The organism is Guyparkeria sp. (assembly GCF_041687595.1).
Lineage (GTDB): Bacteria > Pseudomonadota > Gammaproteobacteria > Halothiobacillales > Halothiobacillaceae > Guyparkeria.
Genome location: NZ_JAWLBP010000050.1, coordinates 1 through 14,016 on the forward strand (window position 1 = coordinate 1; position 14,016 = coordinate 14,016).

The following is a 14,016-nucleotide window of genomic DNA, read 5'->3' on the forward strand; positions in this document are numbered from 1 at the left end:
CTGTACCGCGAACGCATCCCGCGGCTCGAGGTCACCCATCTCTCCGTGGAGGAGATCGCCAGCCGGGTACGTGCACAGCTGGGGTGACATATCTGCACCATTACGGTGCGCATCTATGCACCATGATGGTGCCCGCGTCGAACAAATGAATATGGCCGGAGCGCCACCGGCCAGGAATGCCCTGGCCCGTTTTCTGCTTCCGCAGACGGCATGATCCAGGCGCCTTCCTGCCAGAGCCCGGCCACTGCGGACGCACACCCGTCCCCCGAACCGCGTGCCGACGGCTGGCGGGCGCGTCTGGAACTGGGGTTCGAGTCCGGCTCCTGCCGGACCGTGCTGCGGCACCGGCGTCATTACGGGCCCCTGCGGGTGCAACGCACATTTCATCCCGAGGGCGACCCCTGCCACAGCTATCTGCTGCACCCGCCCGGGGGCGTGGTCGGAGGCGACACCATCGAGATCGACGTGGGGAGCGCGGCGGGTGCGCATGCACTGATCACCACCCCTGCAGCAGGCAAGTTCTACCGCTCGGCCGGGGAGACGGCGCGCCAGCGCCAGCACTTCCGTGTCGGCGACGGCGCCGCACTCGAGTGGCTGCCGGCCCTGAACATCCTTCATGCGGGGGCCCGGGCCGCCCTGCACAGCCGCTTCGACATTGCGCCGGGAGGACGGCTGCTCGCCTGGGATCTGCTGGGCCTCGGGCGGCCGGGCAGCGGCGATCACTTCGAGCAAGGCTCCTGCGATCTCGCGCTGGAGGTGGACGCCGGGGAACGCAGGCTCCTCCGTGAACGCCTGCACCTGGAAGGAGGCGGGGCCCTGCTGCAGGCCCCCTGGGGCCTGCAGGGCAGGCGTTATCTGGCGACACTGATCGCCTCGCCGGGTACCGGCGAGATGCTCGACGCGTTGCGCGACCAGGCGGCCGGTGATCGCACGGATCCGGTGATGGGCTGCACGCTGCTGGGGGGGGCTGCCATAGCAGATGTGCAGGAGGGCGGCCTGTTGGCCTGCCGCTGGCTCGCACATTCCGGCGAGGCCCTGTGGGAGGCGATGATTCGGGCATGGTTTCTGCTTAGGCCCCTGGTCATGGGCCGCCCCGCATCTGCCCCGCGCATCTGGTCCACCTGAACACCGGAGTTCCGGCATGGAATTGAGCCCGAGGGAAAAAGACAAGCTGCTGCTCTTTACCGCGGCGCTGGTCGCCGAACGCCGGCGCGACCGGGGGCTGAAGCTCAACTATCCCGAGTCTATCGCGCTGATCTCGGCCGCGATCCTCGAAGGTGCGCGCGACGGCCGCACGGTCGCGGAGCTGATGGCGCTCGGGGGCGAGGTGCTGACCCGTCAGGAGGTGATGGAGGGCGTGCCGGAGATGATCCCGGAGGTTCAGGTCGAGGCCACCTTCCCGGACGGCACCAAGCTGGTCACGGTCCATGAGCCGATTCGCTGATCTCGGGGTGCCTGCGTGTCTGCGTGTGGGGGGCGAGCCCGGCCCTCACCCCCGGCCCCGTTACTCCGGGCATCCTGCCCTCCGCCCTTCGGGCCCGCCCGGGGGCGGTTCGAGTCGCTCCCGGCGGATTTGTCCGCGAGCGGGAGCGGGGAGAGTGCGTGACCTTCCCACTAAAGGGTTCGAGCCGGGTGATGCATCAGCGGGTGTCGGCCGCATGGATGCGGCCGTCAAACCTACAGGGATGTATTCACGGCGTCCCGCTGATGCATCACCCGGCTCGAACCCCGTGCACGGCGGTTGCGATTCGAAGACGAGGAGAACGGCGCCATGACACCCGGTGAGTACCTGCTCGAAGAGGGCGAGATCGAACTGAACGAAGGGCGTCCGACGGCCACGCTGGCGGTGACGAATACCGGGGACCGCCCGGTACAGGTCGGTTCGCACTATCACTTCCAGGAGGTGAACGGTGCGCTGGACTTCGACCGCGGCGCGGCGCGCGGCTTCCGGCTGGACATCCCGGCGGGCACCGCGGTGCGCTTCGAGCCGGGCCAGACGCGCACGGTGGCACTGGTGGCCTATGCGGGCGAGCGGCGGATCTACGGCTTTCAGGGGCAGGTGATGGGCGCGCTGGGCAAGGAGCAGGAACGATGAGCATCAGGATTCCGCGGGTCGCCTATGCGGACATGTACGGCCCGACCGTGGGTGACCGCGTACGGCTGGCCGATACCGAGCTGTTCGTGCGCGTGGAGCAGGACCACACGATCTACGGCGACGAGGTGAAGTTCGGCGGCGGCAAGGTGATCCGCGACGGCATGGGGCAGAGCCAGCGGCTCGGTACGCAGGTCGCGGATACCGTGATCACCAACGCGCTGATCATCGACCACTGGGGCATCGTGAAGGCGGACATCGGCATCAAGGGCGGGCGCATACAGGCGATCGGTAAGGCCGGCAATCCCGACACCCAGCCCGGTGTGAACATCGTGATCGGCCCTGGCACCGAGGCCATCGCCGGCGAGGGCATGATCGTGACCGCGGGTGGCATCGATCCGCACATCCACTTCATCTGCCCGCAGCAGATCGAGGAAGCACTGATGAGCGGGATCACCACGATGCTCGGCGGCGGCACCGGTCCCGCGACCGGCACCAACGCCACCACCTGCACGCCCGGTGTCTGGCACATCCAGCGCATGTTCGAGGCCGGTGATGCCTTCCCGATGAACCTCGGATTCCTGGCCAAGGGTAACGCCAGCCTGCCCGACGCCCTGCGCGAGCAGGTCGAAGCCGGTGCCCTGGGGCTGAAGCTGCACGAAGACTGGGGAACGACCCCGGCGGCCATCGACAACTGTCTGAGCGTTGCCGAAGAGTACGACGTGCAGGTCGCCATCCACACCGATACCCTGAACGAGTCGGGGTTCGTCGAGAACACCCTGGCGGCGATGAAGGACCGCACCATCCACACCTACCACACCGAAGGCGCGGGCGGCGGCCACGCACCGGACATCATCAAGGCCTGCGGGCTGCCCAACGTGCTGCCATCCTCCACGAATCCCACGCGCCCCTATACGGTCAACACCGTCGACGAGCACCTTGACATGCTGATGGTCTGCCATCACCTGGACCCCGCGATACCCGAGGACGTGGCCTTCGCCGAATCCCGGATCCGGCGGGAGACCATCGCCGCCGAGGACATCCTGCACGACATGGGCGCGTTCTCGATGATCGCCTCCGATTCCCAGGCCATGGGGCGTGTCGGCGAGGTGATCCTGCGCACCTGGCAGACCGCCCACAAGATGAAGGTTCAGCGCGGGACGCTGCCGGGCGACGACCCGGGCGCGGACAACCTGCGGGTGCGGCGCTACATTGCCAAGTACACCATCAACCCGGCGCTGACCCACGGCATCGCCCACGAGGTCGGCAGTATCGAGCCGGGCAAGCTGGCCGATCTGTGCCTGTGGAGTCCGGCATTCTTCGGCGTGAAGCCGGCCATGATCCTGAAGGGCGGGATGATCGCGGCCGCTCCGATGGGTGATCCCAACGCGTCGATCCCCACGCCACAGCCGGTCCACTACCGCCCGATGTTCGGCAGCTACGGCGGAGCGATCGGCAGTACTTCCGTGACCTTCATGTCCGCGGCGGCGCTGGCCTCTGGCGTCGCGGGGTGCCTCGGGCTGAGCCATCGCCCGGTGGTGGTGAGAGGCTGCCGCTCGGTGCGCAAGCAGCACATGGTGCTGAATGACTGGATGCCGAATATCGAGGTGGATCCGGAGACCTACGAGGTGCGTGCCGATGGCGAACTGCTGACCTGCGAGCCCGCCGCGGAGGTCGCGATGGGTCAGCGCTACTTCCTGTTCTGATGTCGATGCTCAGGCTGGATCGCCGGTGTTCCGCCCCCTCCTCCGAAACCGTTTCGGTGGCGCTCAGCCTGCCGTTCGAGACCCGGCAGCGGAGCCGCTTCCGGGCGGTGCTCGACGACGGGACCGAAGTGGCCGTGATGCTGCAGCGCGGCCAGATCCTGCGTCACGGCGAATACCTGTGCGGTCCCGCCGCCCCGGTGGTGCGCGTGGCGGCGGCTCCGGAGCTGGTCAGCGAAGTGCGATCCCCCGACCTGCTGCTGCTGATGCGGGCCAGCTATCATCTCGGCAACCGCCACGTGCCGCTGGAATTGGCACGGGGCTCGCTGCGATACCTACACGATCACGTGCTGGATGACATGGTCCGCGGCCTCGGGCTGACCGTGACCGAGGCCCGGCTGCCCTTCGAACCCGAAGCAGGGGCCTATGCCGGTGGCGGGCACGCACACGCGCATGGACACCATCATCATCACCACGCCCACTGAGGCTGCGCATCCGCACGACGGGCGCACGGACCTGCGGACTGCACGACGGCGCCTGTGGCAGCTGATCAGCCCGACCCTTCCGGTAGGGGCGTACAGCTACTCCACCGGGCTCGAATACGCGGTGGAGGCGGGCTGGGTGACCGATGCCGATGTGGCACGGGACTGGATCAGCGCGCAGCTGCTGCACCTGCACGCGCGGGTCGACCTGCCGGCACTGACGCGACTGTATGCGGCGTGGGAGGCGGACGACGTCTCCGTGGTCGAGGGCTGGAACGACTGGCTTCGTGCCAGCCGCGAGACAGCGGAGCTGCGCGCGCAGGACCTGAGCCAGGGCCGGGCGCTGGCCCGCCTGCTGACGGATCTCGACGTGCCGCGCGCTGCGCCCTGGGCGCGACGCGATGACGCCTGCTGGGCCACGCTGTTCGCGCTCGCCGCAGTCGAGTGGCAGATACCGCTGGACGAGGTGATGGACGGCTACCTGTGGTCGTGGTGCGAGAATCAGGTCGCGGCAGCGGTGAAGCTGGTGCCGCTCGGTCAGACCGAAGGGCAGCGCCTGCTGGCTCATCTGTCCGGTTGTCTTTCCGGGGCTACCGAACTCGCGCAGGATCTCGAGGACGAGGATCTCGGCGGCAGCCTGCCCGGCGTGACGCTGGCCTCGATGCTGCATGAAACGCAGTACAGTCGATTGTTCCGAAGCTAACGGGAGAGAGGATCCGGATGACATCACAGGCGCTCAGAGTCGGGGTCGGCGGCCCGGTGGGCTCGGGCAAGACCGCACTGGTCGAGGCCCTGTGCCACAGGCTCCGCGATCGCTATCAGCTCGCGGTGGTCACCAACGACATCTACACTCGAGAGGATGCCGAATTCCTGACCCGGCGCGCGGCGCTGGATCCCGGTCGCATCATCGGGGTCGAGACTGGCGGGTGTCCGCACACCGCGATTCGCGAGGATGCGTCGATGAACCTCGCCGCCGTGGACGACCTCGAGCAGCGCCTCCCGGGCCTCGAGCTGATCTTCGTGGAGAGCGGGGGCGACAACCTCTCCGCCACCTTCAGCCCCGAGCTCTCCGATCTCACGCTGTACGTGATCGACGTTTGCGCCGGCGACAAGATCCCGCGCAAGGGCGGTCCCGGCATCACCCGCTCCGACCTGCTGTTGATCAACAAGATCGATCTCGCCGACGGGGTTGGCGCATCGCTGGAGGTGATGGAGCGGGACAGCCGCCGCATGCGCGGCGAGCGCCCCTTCGTGTTCACGAACCTGCAGACCGGACAGGGGCTGGAGGAAGTCGTCACCTTCCTGGAGCGCGAGGGGCTGTTCAGGTGAACAGGCTCAGGCCTGTATGGGCGCCGTCGGTGGGAAGTGCTTGCCGAGGGTGTGTGGGCAACTTATGATCGAAAGAGCGGCCACTTGAAGCGGTGTCGCAGCGACTGTAGCAGGCTAACCCAGGGGGAATACCGGATGGCCAAAGAACCGAAGAAGGTAACAAAGCCCGCGGCGGCGCCCGCGGCCGCACCAACGAAAAAGCCCGCCCCGACAAGTAAGGCTCCAGCGGCCAAGTCTGCAAAGCCTGCCGCGACGTCCGCGAAGAAGCCTGCGGCGAAGCCCGCGGCTCCGAGGAAGGCGGCCGGAACCACAAAGGCCCCGGCAGCCTCGCGTACCCGCAAGGCTGCAGCAAAGCCCGCGGTCACGCCGGAACAGCGCTACCGGATGATCCAGGACGCGGCCTACTACATCGCCGAGAGGCACGGCTTCACCGGCGACAACCACGCCTTCTGGCTGCAGGCCGAGCAGGAAATCGACTCCCAGCTCGCGGCAAAGTGACCGCAAAGGGAAGAGGGATCAGGCGCGGCCCGTGGCGCCTGCGCCCGACCGTCACGGTCTGACCCGAAAGTGACGGTCGGATCCGGGCGGTGTGCGGGAGTGCTGTGCGAGGCCTGACCCCGTCGCCCGAGCGGGAAGCCGGAATGGAGCCGGGGAAGTGGCGAAAGGCCCGTCAGACCCCGAAGGGATAGGTCTCGGGGAGACGGTCGGGCTCCCAGGCAGGGGTGAGATCAAGGGGCTGCAGCGCCTGGGTGCGATCGATGTGCACCACGCCATCGAACTGCTCGGCGACGCGGGCCTGGAAGTAATGGCTCGCCATCTCGGTCCGGGGTCGGTAGATCACGCCGATTGCGCGCTCGTACAGCGGCCGGCTCAGCGGTCCATCGGTCTCGATGCCGCGCATTGGCAGAAAGAAGTCACCGCCCACCTGATGGAAGAGCTGCTCCACGCTGCCTTCGATCGCCGGCCGAACCGATTTCAATTCGACCGGCGCATCCCAGTCCGATGCCGCGGCCACCGTGCCTTCAAACGTGGTGAAGCCGATCAGCACGGCGTCGCTCCCGACCGTCTCGCGGATCATCTGCCCCACATTCAGCTCGCCACGGGTGCCCATGCTGGTCGCTCGGGCATCGCCGATGTGCGAGTTGTGTTCCCAGACAACGATCCGGCCGGCCCGGCCCTGTTCGCGCAGGTGCCGACGCAGCTCGGTCAGTGTCTTGCTCATGTGGCGGTCGCGCAGGTTCCAGGTGTTCCTGCGACCGGTGAACATCGCGCGGTAGTATTCTTCCGCGTTGGCAACGACCTGGGCATTCTGTTCAGCGAAGAACTGCTCATCGCTTGCCAGCAGCCCATCGCGCCGCAGGTATTCCGTCGCTCCCTGCTCGAGTTCCATCAACTGCCGGACGGCCTGTTCACTGCAGTCCTCGCGCAGGCCGAGTCCTGCCTGGTAGCCATAGTCCTGCGGGTTTCCCAGCGAATGGTCAAAGCAGCCGTATCGTGCTCGGGCACGACGGCCGGCCTCGGGGTCGACCTCGTCGAGATAGTGGATGACCGCGTCCGCCGAGCGGTAGAGGCTGTACAGATCCAGGCCATAGAAACCCGCGCGGTCGGCCGCGCCGCGCGGTTTGTTGAAGGCCGCCAGCCACTCCACGAAGTCCACGACGACGGTGTTCCGCCACATCCACTGGGGGAAGCGCTGGAAGCTGGCCAGGGCCTCGATCGCGGAATCGTCTTCTCCCTGGCCGCGCACGTACCGATTGACACGATAGGCGTCCGGCCAGTCGGCCTCGACGGCGACGGCGTCAAACCCCTTCTCTTCAATCAGCCGCCGGGTGATGTGCGCGCGGATATCATAAAACTCATGCGAGCCGTGCGATGCCTCTCCCAGAAGCACCAGCGACGCATCGCCGATCGTCTCGAAGACCGCGTCCAGCGACGAAGGCCCGTGACTCAGTTGTGTGGCGTGTTCGCGGAGGCCCTGGGCATCCGCGCGATGAACGCGAGTCATGGTGACTCCTTTTCTCCGTGAAGGGTATTGCAACCCTGCAGACTGCTGCGCCAGATGCGCCGGCGCCGTGTTGGGCAAGTTTGAAATAGGGGTGGCTATCCCTGCAGTTGCCCGCCTTGATCTGACGGATCGGGCTGTGTTCCTTAGTTACCGAACTTCCCGCATGGCCCACTAGCCTCGTTCGCGCGCACGGAAACGAACCGGCTGCTTCCTCAAACCCTAGGAAGCCCTGGCGCCTGAAGAAAGGGGTAGTAATACCAACGCGGGTCAGTACGCCCCCGCCCACGCAAGCGGGGGCAGGGGGTCATCCTCGGGTGGCCTGCTCCAGGCCGGCCAACGGGCGTCACACGCTCAGGTGTTCGTTGACCAGTTCGTCGGTGAGGGCGTCGATGGGGCCGTGGGCGACGACGGAGCCCCTTTCCATGATGTGGAAGTCGTCGGCGACGCGGCGGGCGAAGGGGAGTTTCTGTTCCACCAGTAGCACTGACAGCCCCATCTCGGTATTCAGCTGACGGATCACGTCGCCGATCTGGCGCACGATGTTGGGCTGGATACCCTCGCCGGGCTCGTCGAGGATCAGCACCCGGGGGTCCAGGACCAGCGCGCGGGCGACCGCGAGCTGCTGCTGCTGGCCGCCGGACAGGTCGCCACCGCGGCGCCGGCGCATCTCCTTCAGCACCGGGAACAGCTGGTAGACCGAGCCCGGGATCTGTCGCGCACGGTCCGCGCGCGAGGAGAGCGGTACCCGCAGGTTCTCCTCGACGGTGAGCTCCGGAAAGATCTCGCGGCCCTGTGGCACGTAACCGATGCCGCCTCGGGCGCGGGCGTCCGGCGACAGGCGGGTGATGTCGCGATCCCCGAGCAGGATTCGGCCGCTGCGCACCGGCAGCAGGCCCATGATGCACTTCAGCAGCGTGGTCTTGCCGACGCCGTTGCGGCCCATTACGCAGGTGCAGCGGCCGGGCTCGGCCCGCAGCTCCAGGTCCCTCAGGATGTGGCTCTGGCGATAGTACTGGTTCAGTCCGCTGACCTGGATCATTCCTCCTCTCCGAGGTAGACCTCGACCACGCCCGGGTCGGCCTGTATCTGGTTCATGCTGCCTTCGGCGAGGACGCTGCCCTGGTGCAGCACCGTGACGCGCCGGGCGATCGACCGCACGAAGGCCATGTCGTGTTCCACCACGATCACCGTGTGGTCCCCGGCCAGCGAGGTCAAAAGCTCGGCGGTGCGCTCGGTCTCGTTCCCGGTCATTCCGGCGACGGGCTCGTCCACCAGCAGCACGCGCGGGTTTTGCATCAGCAGCATGCCGATCTCGAGCCACTGCTTCTGTCCGTGGGAGAGGGCGCCGGCGGCCGTGCGGCGCTGATCCTGCATGCCGATGGTGACCAGCACTTCGTCGATGCGGCGGGCCTGGGCCGGGTCCACCTTTGCAAAGAGGGTCTTCCACGTGCCCTTGCTGGAGGCGAGGGACAGCTCGATGTTCTCCAGGACGGTCAGGGCCTCGAAGACGGTCGGTTTCTGAAACTTGCGGCCGATCCCGCCGCGGGCGATCTGGTACTCGTCGAGGTCCAGCAGATCGATGTCGCGGCCGAAGTAGACCCGTCCCGAGTCCGGCCGGGTCTTGCCGGTGATCACGTCCATCATCGTGGTCTTTCCCGCACCGTTGGGGCCGATGATGCAGCGCAGCTCGCCTTCGTCGACTGCAAGGCTCAGGTGGTCGAGGGCCTTGAATCCGTCGAAGCTGACGCTGACGTCGTCGATGTAGAGGATCACGCCATGGCTGGTGCCGCTGAAGTCCGGTTCGGACTGCAGCAGCCGGAACACACGGTCCCGCCGGATCGGCTGGCGATAGGGCGCGAGACTCACGATTCACCCTCCCGGCGACGGCGGAACAGTCCTACGAGACCGCGGGGCAGGAACAGCGTCACCAGCACGAACAGCGCCCCGAGCGCGAACAGCCAGAACATCGGGTAGGCGACGGTGAACCAGGTCTTCGCGCCGTTCACCGCGAAGGCGCCGACGATCGCCCCGAACAGGCTGCCACGCCCACCCACCGCAACCCAGAGCACGGCCTCGATGGAACGGATCGGCGAGAACTCGCCCGGATTGATGATGCCCACCTGGGGCACGTACAGCGCGCCCGCGATGCCGGCCAGCACCGCGGAGAATACGAAGACCCACAGCTTGTAGTGGTCCACTCTGTAGCCCGAAAACCGGGTGCGGTCCTCGGCGTCGCGGACCGCGATCAGCACGCGGCCGAAGCGCGAGGTGACGATGTAGCGGCAGGCGAGGTACCCGAGGATCACCGCGATGCCCGAGGCCAGGAACAGTGCGACGCGGGTCTCGCGCGCCTGGACCGAGAAGCCGAGGATCTCCTTGAAGTCGGTCAGGCCATTATTGCCGCCAAAGCCCATCTCGTTGCGGAAGAAGGCGAGCATCAACGCGAAGACCAGGGCCTGGGTGATGATCGCGAAGTACACGCCGCTCACGCGGGAGCGGAAGGCCAGCCAGCCGAAGACCAGCGCCAGCAGCCCCGGCACCAGCATCGCCATCAGCAGCGCGAACCAGAACATGTCGAAGCCGAGCCAGAACCAGGGCAGCTCCTCGTAGCTCAGGAAGACCATGAAGTCCGGCAGCACCGGATGGCCGTACACGCCCTGCTCGCCGATCTGGCGGGTGAGGTACATGCCCATCGCGTAGCCACCCAGACCGAAGAAGGCCCCGTGCCCGAGGGAGAGGATCCCGGCGTAGCCCCAGATCAGGTCGATCGCCAGTGCCAGCAGTGCGAAGGTCAGGAACTTCCCGAGCAGGGCTACCCAGTAGCTCGACAGGTAGTAGGGCGAATCCGGTGGCACCATCAGGTTGGCGATGGGCACGGCGATCAGCATCGCCACGAGCAGACCGAGCACGAAGGTGCCGCCCCAGTCGCTGGTCAGCAGGCGTCGCGTCAGCATGGCGTCAGTTCTCCGCGGCCCGGCCCTTCTTCGGGAAGAGTCCGCGGGGCCGTTTCTGGATGAACAGGATGATGAAGATCAGCACGATGATCTTGGCCAGCACCGCCCCGACGTGAGGCTCGATGAACTTGGTCATGACCCCGAGGCCCATCGCTCCGACGAAGGTGCCCCAGAGGTTCCCGACGCCGCCGAAGACGACCACCATGAAGGAGTCGATGATATAGGCCTGTCCCATGTTCGGACCGACGTTGGTCAGCTGCGAGAGCGCCACGCCGGCAACGCCCGCCAGTCCCGCCCCAAGCCCGAAGGTCAGGGCATCCACCCAGCCGGTGCGTACGCCGAGGGCCCGGGCCATCGGCCGGTTCTGTGCGACGGCGCGTACCTTCAGCCCCAGGCTGGTCTTCTTCATCACCAGGATCAGCGCGACGAAGACCATGATCGCGAAGACGAAGATGTAGATGCGGCTCCAGGTCAGGGACAGCACCGGGTTGATGTTCAGCGACCCGCTCAGCCATTCGGGAGAGGCGACCGGCCGGTTCAGCGGCGAGAACAGGGTGCGCACCGCCTGCTGCAGGATCAGGCTGATGCCGAAGGTGGCCAGCAGCGTCTCCAGCGGCCGTCCGTACAGGAACTGGATCACGCCACGCTCCATCGCGATGCCAACCAGTCCGGCCACGACAAAGGCCGCCGGTATCGCCAGCAGAATGCCGGTGCTGAGCGTACCGGGTATCAGCGTCTGGATGAACCAGGTGGTGTAGGCCCCGATCATGATCAGCTCGCCGTGGGCCATGTTGATCACGCCCATCACGCCGAAGGTGATCGCCAGGCCGATCGCCGCAAGCAGCAATACCGACCCGGCGCTCAGACCGAAGAAGAGGTTCTCGCTGAAGCGGAAGAAGCGGATCCGGGACTCCGCGTGCTCGACTGCCTCCATCGCGGCCTCGCGAACGCGTTCGTCCGGGTCTTCCGCGGCAGTGGCCGCCAGTGCACGCCGGGCCTCGGGCAGCAGCGAGCCGCGCAGCGTGGCCACTGCCTCGATTCGCGCCGCCTCATCACCGGTGTCGAGGTGGGCGAGGGCCAGCAGGGTCTTCAGCAGATCGGAGGCCCGTTGATCGTCCTCGGTATCGAGCCGTTCCTCGAGAAAGGGCACGAGGTCGGGATTGCCCCCGTCGCGGATGAGCCGCGACAGGGACCGGATGCGGCGCTCCGGACGCGCGTCGGCCACGCCGGCTACGGCCACGAGACTGCGTAGGGCGTTGCGCAGCGGGTTGTGCACGGGGATACGTCGGGCCTCGGCCAAGACGTCCGCGGCGACGGCCTCGCCGCTGATGGCGTCGGTTCCGGCCTCGCGATCGTCGGCGTCGCGGATCAGGATCCGGGGCGGGCCGTCCCCGGTGGCGAGCAGCCGGCCGTCGGCCAGCGCAGCCAGGATGTCCGCGACCCTGGGATCCCCGGCCGCGGCCAGGGCCGCGGCAACGCGGCGTCGGTCGTTGAAGTTGCCGGCCGGCAGCTCCCTGATCAGGGTGTCCACGGAGGGGCCGTCGGTGGTATCCGCGTACGGTGCGCCAGGTGCCTGGTCTGGTGATTCGCCCGGTGCATCCGCGGCGACTGTCGGCAGGGCGAGCAGGAGGAGGACGCCAGTCAGCAGGCTCAGGGTTCGCCGGAGCCATTGGCGCAGGGGTGACGTGTCGCTGCGAATCACCGCGATCTCCGGGGTGGTGGAGGGTGCGATTGTCGGAAACGGGGCGGCGGCGTGCCCGCCGCCCCCAGGGTGGCTCAGTAGTTCTGGCCCCCGCACTCCTCGGTCACGGTGTTGTAGTTGCCGCAGGAGATCGGCGGGGTCCAGTCCGCGATGATGTCGCGGCTCCCCTCGAGGTGCGACGACCAGGCATCACCGGGGACTAGGTCGTCCGTTTGCCAGACCACGAGGAACTGGCCGTCCTCCTGGATCTCGCCGATCAGCACGGGCTTGGTGATGTGGTGGTTCACGAGCATCTCGGCGGTGCCGCCGGTGAGGTTCGGGACCTGCACGCCCTTCAGGGCATCGATCACCGTGTCCACATCCGTGGTGCCGGCATTCTCGACCGCCTGTGTCCACATGTGGAAGCCGATGTAGTGGGCCTCCATCGGATCATTGGTGACCCGGCTGTCGTCGCCGATGAACTCGTGCCAGTCCGCGATGAAGGCCTCGTTCTCCGGTGTGTCCACGCTCATGAAGTAGTTCCAGGCCGCGAGGTGGCCCACCAGCGGCCGGGTGTCCATGCCGGAGAGTTCCTCCTCGCCCACCGAGAAGGCGATCACCGGGATGTCCGTGGCCGACACGTCCTGGTTGGCGAGCTCGCGATAGAAGGGGACGTTGGCGTCGCCATTGATGGTCGAGACCACGGCCGTCGGCTTGCCCTGCTCTCCGAAGCGCTTGATCTCGGCCACGATGCTCTGCCAGTCGGAGTGCCCGAACGGCGTGTAGTTGATCATGATGTCTTCATCGGCCACGCCATTGGCCTTCAGATAGGCCTCGACGATGCGGTTGGCCGTGCGCGGATAGACGTAGTCGGTGCCGGCCAGTACCCAGCGCTCGATGCCGTAGTCGTTCATCAGGTAGTCGACCGCGGGAATGGCCTGCTGGTTGGGTGCCGCGCCGGTGTAGAAGATGTTGCGCGAGGACTCCTCGCCCTCGTACTGCACCGGATAGAACAGGATGCCGTTCAGCTCCTCCATCACGGGCAGGACCGACTTCCGTGCCACCGAGGTCCAGACGCCGAAGATCACGTCCACCTCATCCTGTTCCAGCAACTGCCGGGTGCGCTCGGCGAACAGCGGCCAGTCAGAGGCCGGGTCGACCACCACTGGCTCGAGGGGACGCCCGAGCAGTCCGCCGTTGCGGTTCTGCTCCTCGACCAGCATCAGCATCGTGTCCTTCAGGGTGGTCTCCGAGATCGCCATGGTGCCCGACAGCGAATGGAGGATGCCGACCTTGATCGGATCTTCCGCCTGTGCCGCGCCCGCGGACAGGGTCAGGGCGAGGGTGATTCCCGAAAGGCGGAGGGCCCTGAGCCAGGGGGACTGAATCATGCAGCGTTCTCCTGAGGTTGGCGGGTGGTTCGGTGGTGCGCCCGGTGGTTCCGTCCCGGCCGCGCCCACAGGGCACGCAGAACGGCCGCGTGCTGACTGGACGGTGCCCGCCGGACGACGGCAGGTTGTGCTCGAAGGAGGTGGCAGCAGGAAGCGTGCCAGCCGTGGCCCAGCCGTGACGGCACGCGGTGGCGGGGCCGGGTGTGGAGACGGTAATCAGGGAAAGGGGGCGCCGCCGGACCGTGTCCGATCAGGGGGGCTGCCCCGTGACGGTGCACCCGGCGGGATCAGCGCACCGGCCTGGTGCGTCGGACCGGTCAGCGGCCCCGGCCGAGCAGGTGCTCGCGCACGATGAACAGGCCGGCGATGGAGCGCGCCT

At 67.2% G+C, this 14,016-nt stretch carries 14 protein-coding genes; 8 read left to right on the plus strand and 6 right to left on the minus strand.

Annotated elements, in window-relative coordinates; translation table 11 throughout:
- Positions 1 to 210 precede the first annotated feature (210 nt).
- From ACESL5_RS08065 to ACESL5_RS08100, 8 genes are all read left to right on the plus strand, one after another.
- Positions 211 to 1,125, plus strand: coding sequence for an urease accessory protein UreD (locus tag ACESL5_RS08065; protein WP_372592270.1), 915 nt, complete (start codon positions 211 to 213; stop codon positions 1,123 to 1,125).
- Between the two features lie 16 nt (positions 1,126 to 1,141).
- Positions 1,142 to 1,444, plus strand: coding sequence for an urease subunit gamma (locus tag ACESL5_RS08070; RefSeq protein ID WP_372592271.1), 303 nt, complete (start codon positions 1,142 to 1,144; stop codon positions 1,442 to 1,444).
- Between the two features lie 327 nt (positions 1,445 to 1,771).
- Entirely contained in the window at positions 1,772 to 2,095 is a 324-nt protein-coding gene (locus ACESL5_RS08075) for an urease subunit beta (protein WP_372592272.1), read from the plus strand.
- On the plus strand, positions 2,092 to 3,798 hold the full coding sequence (gene ureC, locus ACESL5_RS08080; RefSeq protein ID WP_372592273.1) for an urease subunit alpha: 1,707 nt from the start codon (positions 2,092 to 2,094) through the stop codon (positions 3,796 to 3,798). Before ACESL5_RS08075 ends, ureC begins: the two co-directional genes overlap by 4 nt.
- A gap of 5 nt (positions 3,799 to 3,803) precedes the next feature.
- A complete protein-coding gene (gene ureE / locus ACESL5_RS08085) occupies positions 3,804 to 4,280 on the plus strand; it encodes an urease accessory protein UreE (RefSeq protein ID WP_372592282.1) in 477 nt (158 codons plus the stop codon).
- Positions 4,249 to 4,980: an urease accessory protein UreF gene (locus ACESL5_RS08090; protein WP_372592274.1), complete on the plus strand. Its 732-nt coding sequence runs from the start codon at positions 4,249 to 4,251 to the stop codon at positions 4,978 to 4,980. Before ureE ends, ACESL5_RS08090 begins: the two co-directional genes overlap by 32 nt.
- 17 nt (positions 4,981 to 4,997) lie before the next feature.
- Positions 4,998 to 5,606 carry an urease accessory protein UreG gene (ureG, locus tag ACESL5_RS08095; protein ID WP_372592275.1) on the plus strand — a complete coding sequence of 203 codons (609 nt, stop codon included), beginning with the start codon at positions 4,998 to 5,000 and terminating at the stop codon, positions 5,604 to 5,606.
- Positions 5,607 to 5,741: 135 nt separating this feature from the next.
- On the plus strand, positions 5,742 to 6,104 hold the full coding sequence (locus tag ACESL5_RS08100; protein ID WP_372592276.1) for a DUF2934 domain-containing protein: 363 nt from the start codon (positions 5,742 to 5,744) through the stop codon (positions 6,102 to 6,104).
- A gap of 172 nt (positions 6,105 to 6,276) precedes the next feature.
- On the opposite strand, the gene ACESL5_RS08105 is transcribed toward ACESL5_RS08100, so the two are convergent.
- From ACESL5_RS08105 to urtA, 6 genes are all read right to left on the minus strand, one after another.
- Complete coding sequence (locus ACESL5_RS08105; RefSeq protein ID WP_372592277.1) at positions 6,277 to 7,611, minus strand: erythromycin esterase family protein; 1,335 nt, start codon at positions 7,609 to 7,611, stop codon at positions 6,277 to 6,279.
- A gap of 343 nt (positions 7,612 to 7,954) precedes the next feature.
- Entirely contained in the window at positions 7,955 to 8,650 is a 696-nt protein-coding gene (urtE, locus tag ACESL5_RS08110) for an urea ABC transporter ATP-binding subunit UrtE (RefSeq protein WP_372592278.1), read from the minus strand.
- Positions 8,647 to 9,480: an urea ABC transporter ATP-binding protein UrtD gene (urtD, locus tag ACESL5_RS08115; RefSeq protein WP_372592283.1), complete on the minus strand. Its 834-nt coding sequence runs from the start codon at positions 9,478 to 9,480 to the stop codon at positions 8,647 to 8,649. The genes urtE and urtD overlap by 4 nt, the downstream gene beginning before the upstream one ends.
- On the minus strand, positions 9,474 to 10,565 hold the full coding sequence (gene urtC / locus ACESL5_RS08120) for an urea ABC transporter permease subunit UrtC (protein WP_372592279.1): 1,092 nt from the start codon (positions 10,563 to 10,565) through the stop codon (positions 9,474 to 9,476). The genes urtD and urtC overlap by 7 nt, the downstream gene beginning before the upstream one ends.
- A 4-nt stretch (positions 10,566 to 10,569) precedes the next feature.
- Positions 10,570 to 12,267 carry an urea ABC transporter permease subunit UrtB gene (gene urtB / locus ACESL5_RS08125; RefSeq protein ID WP_372592280.1) on the minus strand — a complete coding sequence of 566 codons (1,698 nt, stop codon included), beginning with the start codon at positions 12,265 to 12,267 and terminating at the stop codon, positions 10,570 to 10,572.
- 74 nt (positions 12,268 to 12,341) lie between these two features.
- The gene (urtA, locus tag ACESL5_RS08130) at positions 12,342 to 13,637 is read right to left on the minus strand and encodes an urea ABC transporter substrate-binding protein (protein ID WP_372592281.1); all 1,296 of its coding nucleotides are present in this window, start codon (positions 13,635 to 13,637) and stop codon (positions 12,342 to 12,344) included.
- Positions 13,638 to 14,016 lie beyond the last annotated feature (379 nt).

Coding starts and splice junctions, on each gene's coding strand:
- ACESL5_RS08065 (WP_372592270.1), top strand. CDS start 211: ATGATCCAGGCGCCTTCCTGCCAGAGCCCGGCCACTGCGGACGCACAC.
- ACESL5_RS08070 (WP_372592271.1), top strand. CDS start 1,142: ATGGAATTGAGCCCGAGGGAAAAAGACAAGCTGCTGCTCTTTACCGCG.
- ACESL5_RS08075 (WP_372592272.1), top strand. CDS start 1,772: ATGACACCCGGTGAGTACCTGCTCGAAGAGGGCGAGATCGAACTGAAC.
- ureC (WP_372592273.1), top strand. CDS start 2,092: ATGAGCATCAGGATTCCGCGGGTCGCCTATGCGGACATGTACGGCCCG.
- ureE (WP_372592282.1), top strand. CDS start 3,804: ATGCTCAGGCTGGATCGCCGGTGTTCCGCCCCCTCCTCCGAAACCGTT.
- ACESL5_RS08090 (WP_372592274.1), top strand. CDS start 4,249: ATGGACACCATCATCATCACCACGCCCACTGAGGCTGCGCATCCGCAC.
- ureG (WP_372592275.1), top strand. CDS start 4,998: ATGACATCACAGGCGCTCAGAGTCGGGGTCGGCGGCCCGGTGGGCTCG.
- ACESL5_RS08100 (WP_372592276.1), top strand. CDS start 5,742: ATGGCCAAAGAACCGAAGAAGGTAACAAAGCCCGCGGCGGCGCCCGCG.
- ACESL5_RS08105 (WP_372592277.1), bottom strand. CDS start 7,611: ATGACTCGCGTTCATCGCGCGGATGCCCAGGGCCTCCGCGAACACGCC.
- urtE (WP_372592278.1), bottom strand. CDS start 8,650: ATGATCCAGGTCAGCGGACTGAACCAGTACTATCGCCAGAGCCACATC.
- urtC (WP_372592279.1), bottom strand. CDS start 10,565: ATGCTGACGCGACGCCTGCTGACCAGCGACTGGGGCGGCACCTTCGTG.
- urtA (WP_372592281.1), bottom strand. CDS start 13,637: ATGATTCAGTCCCCCTGGCTCAGGGCCCTCCGCCTTTCGGGAATCACC.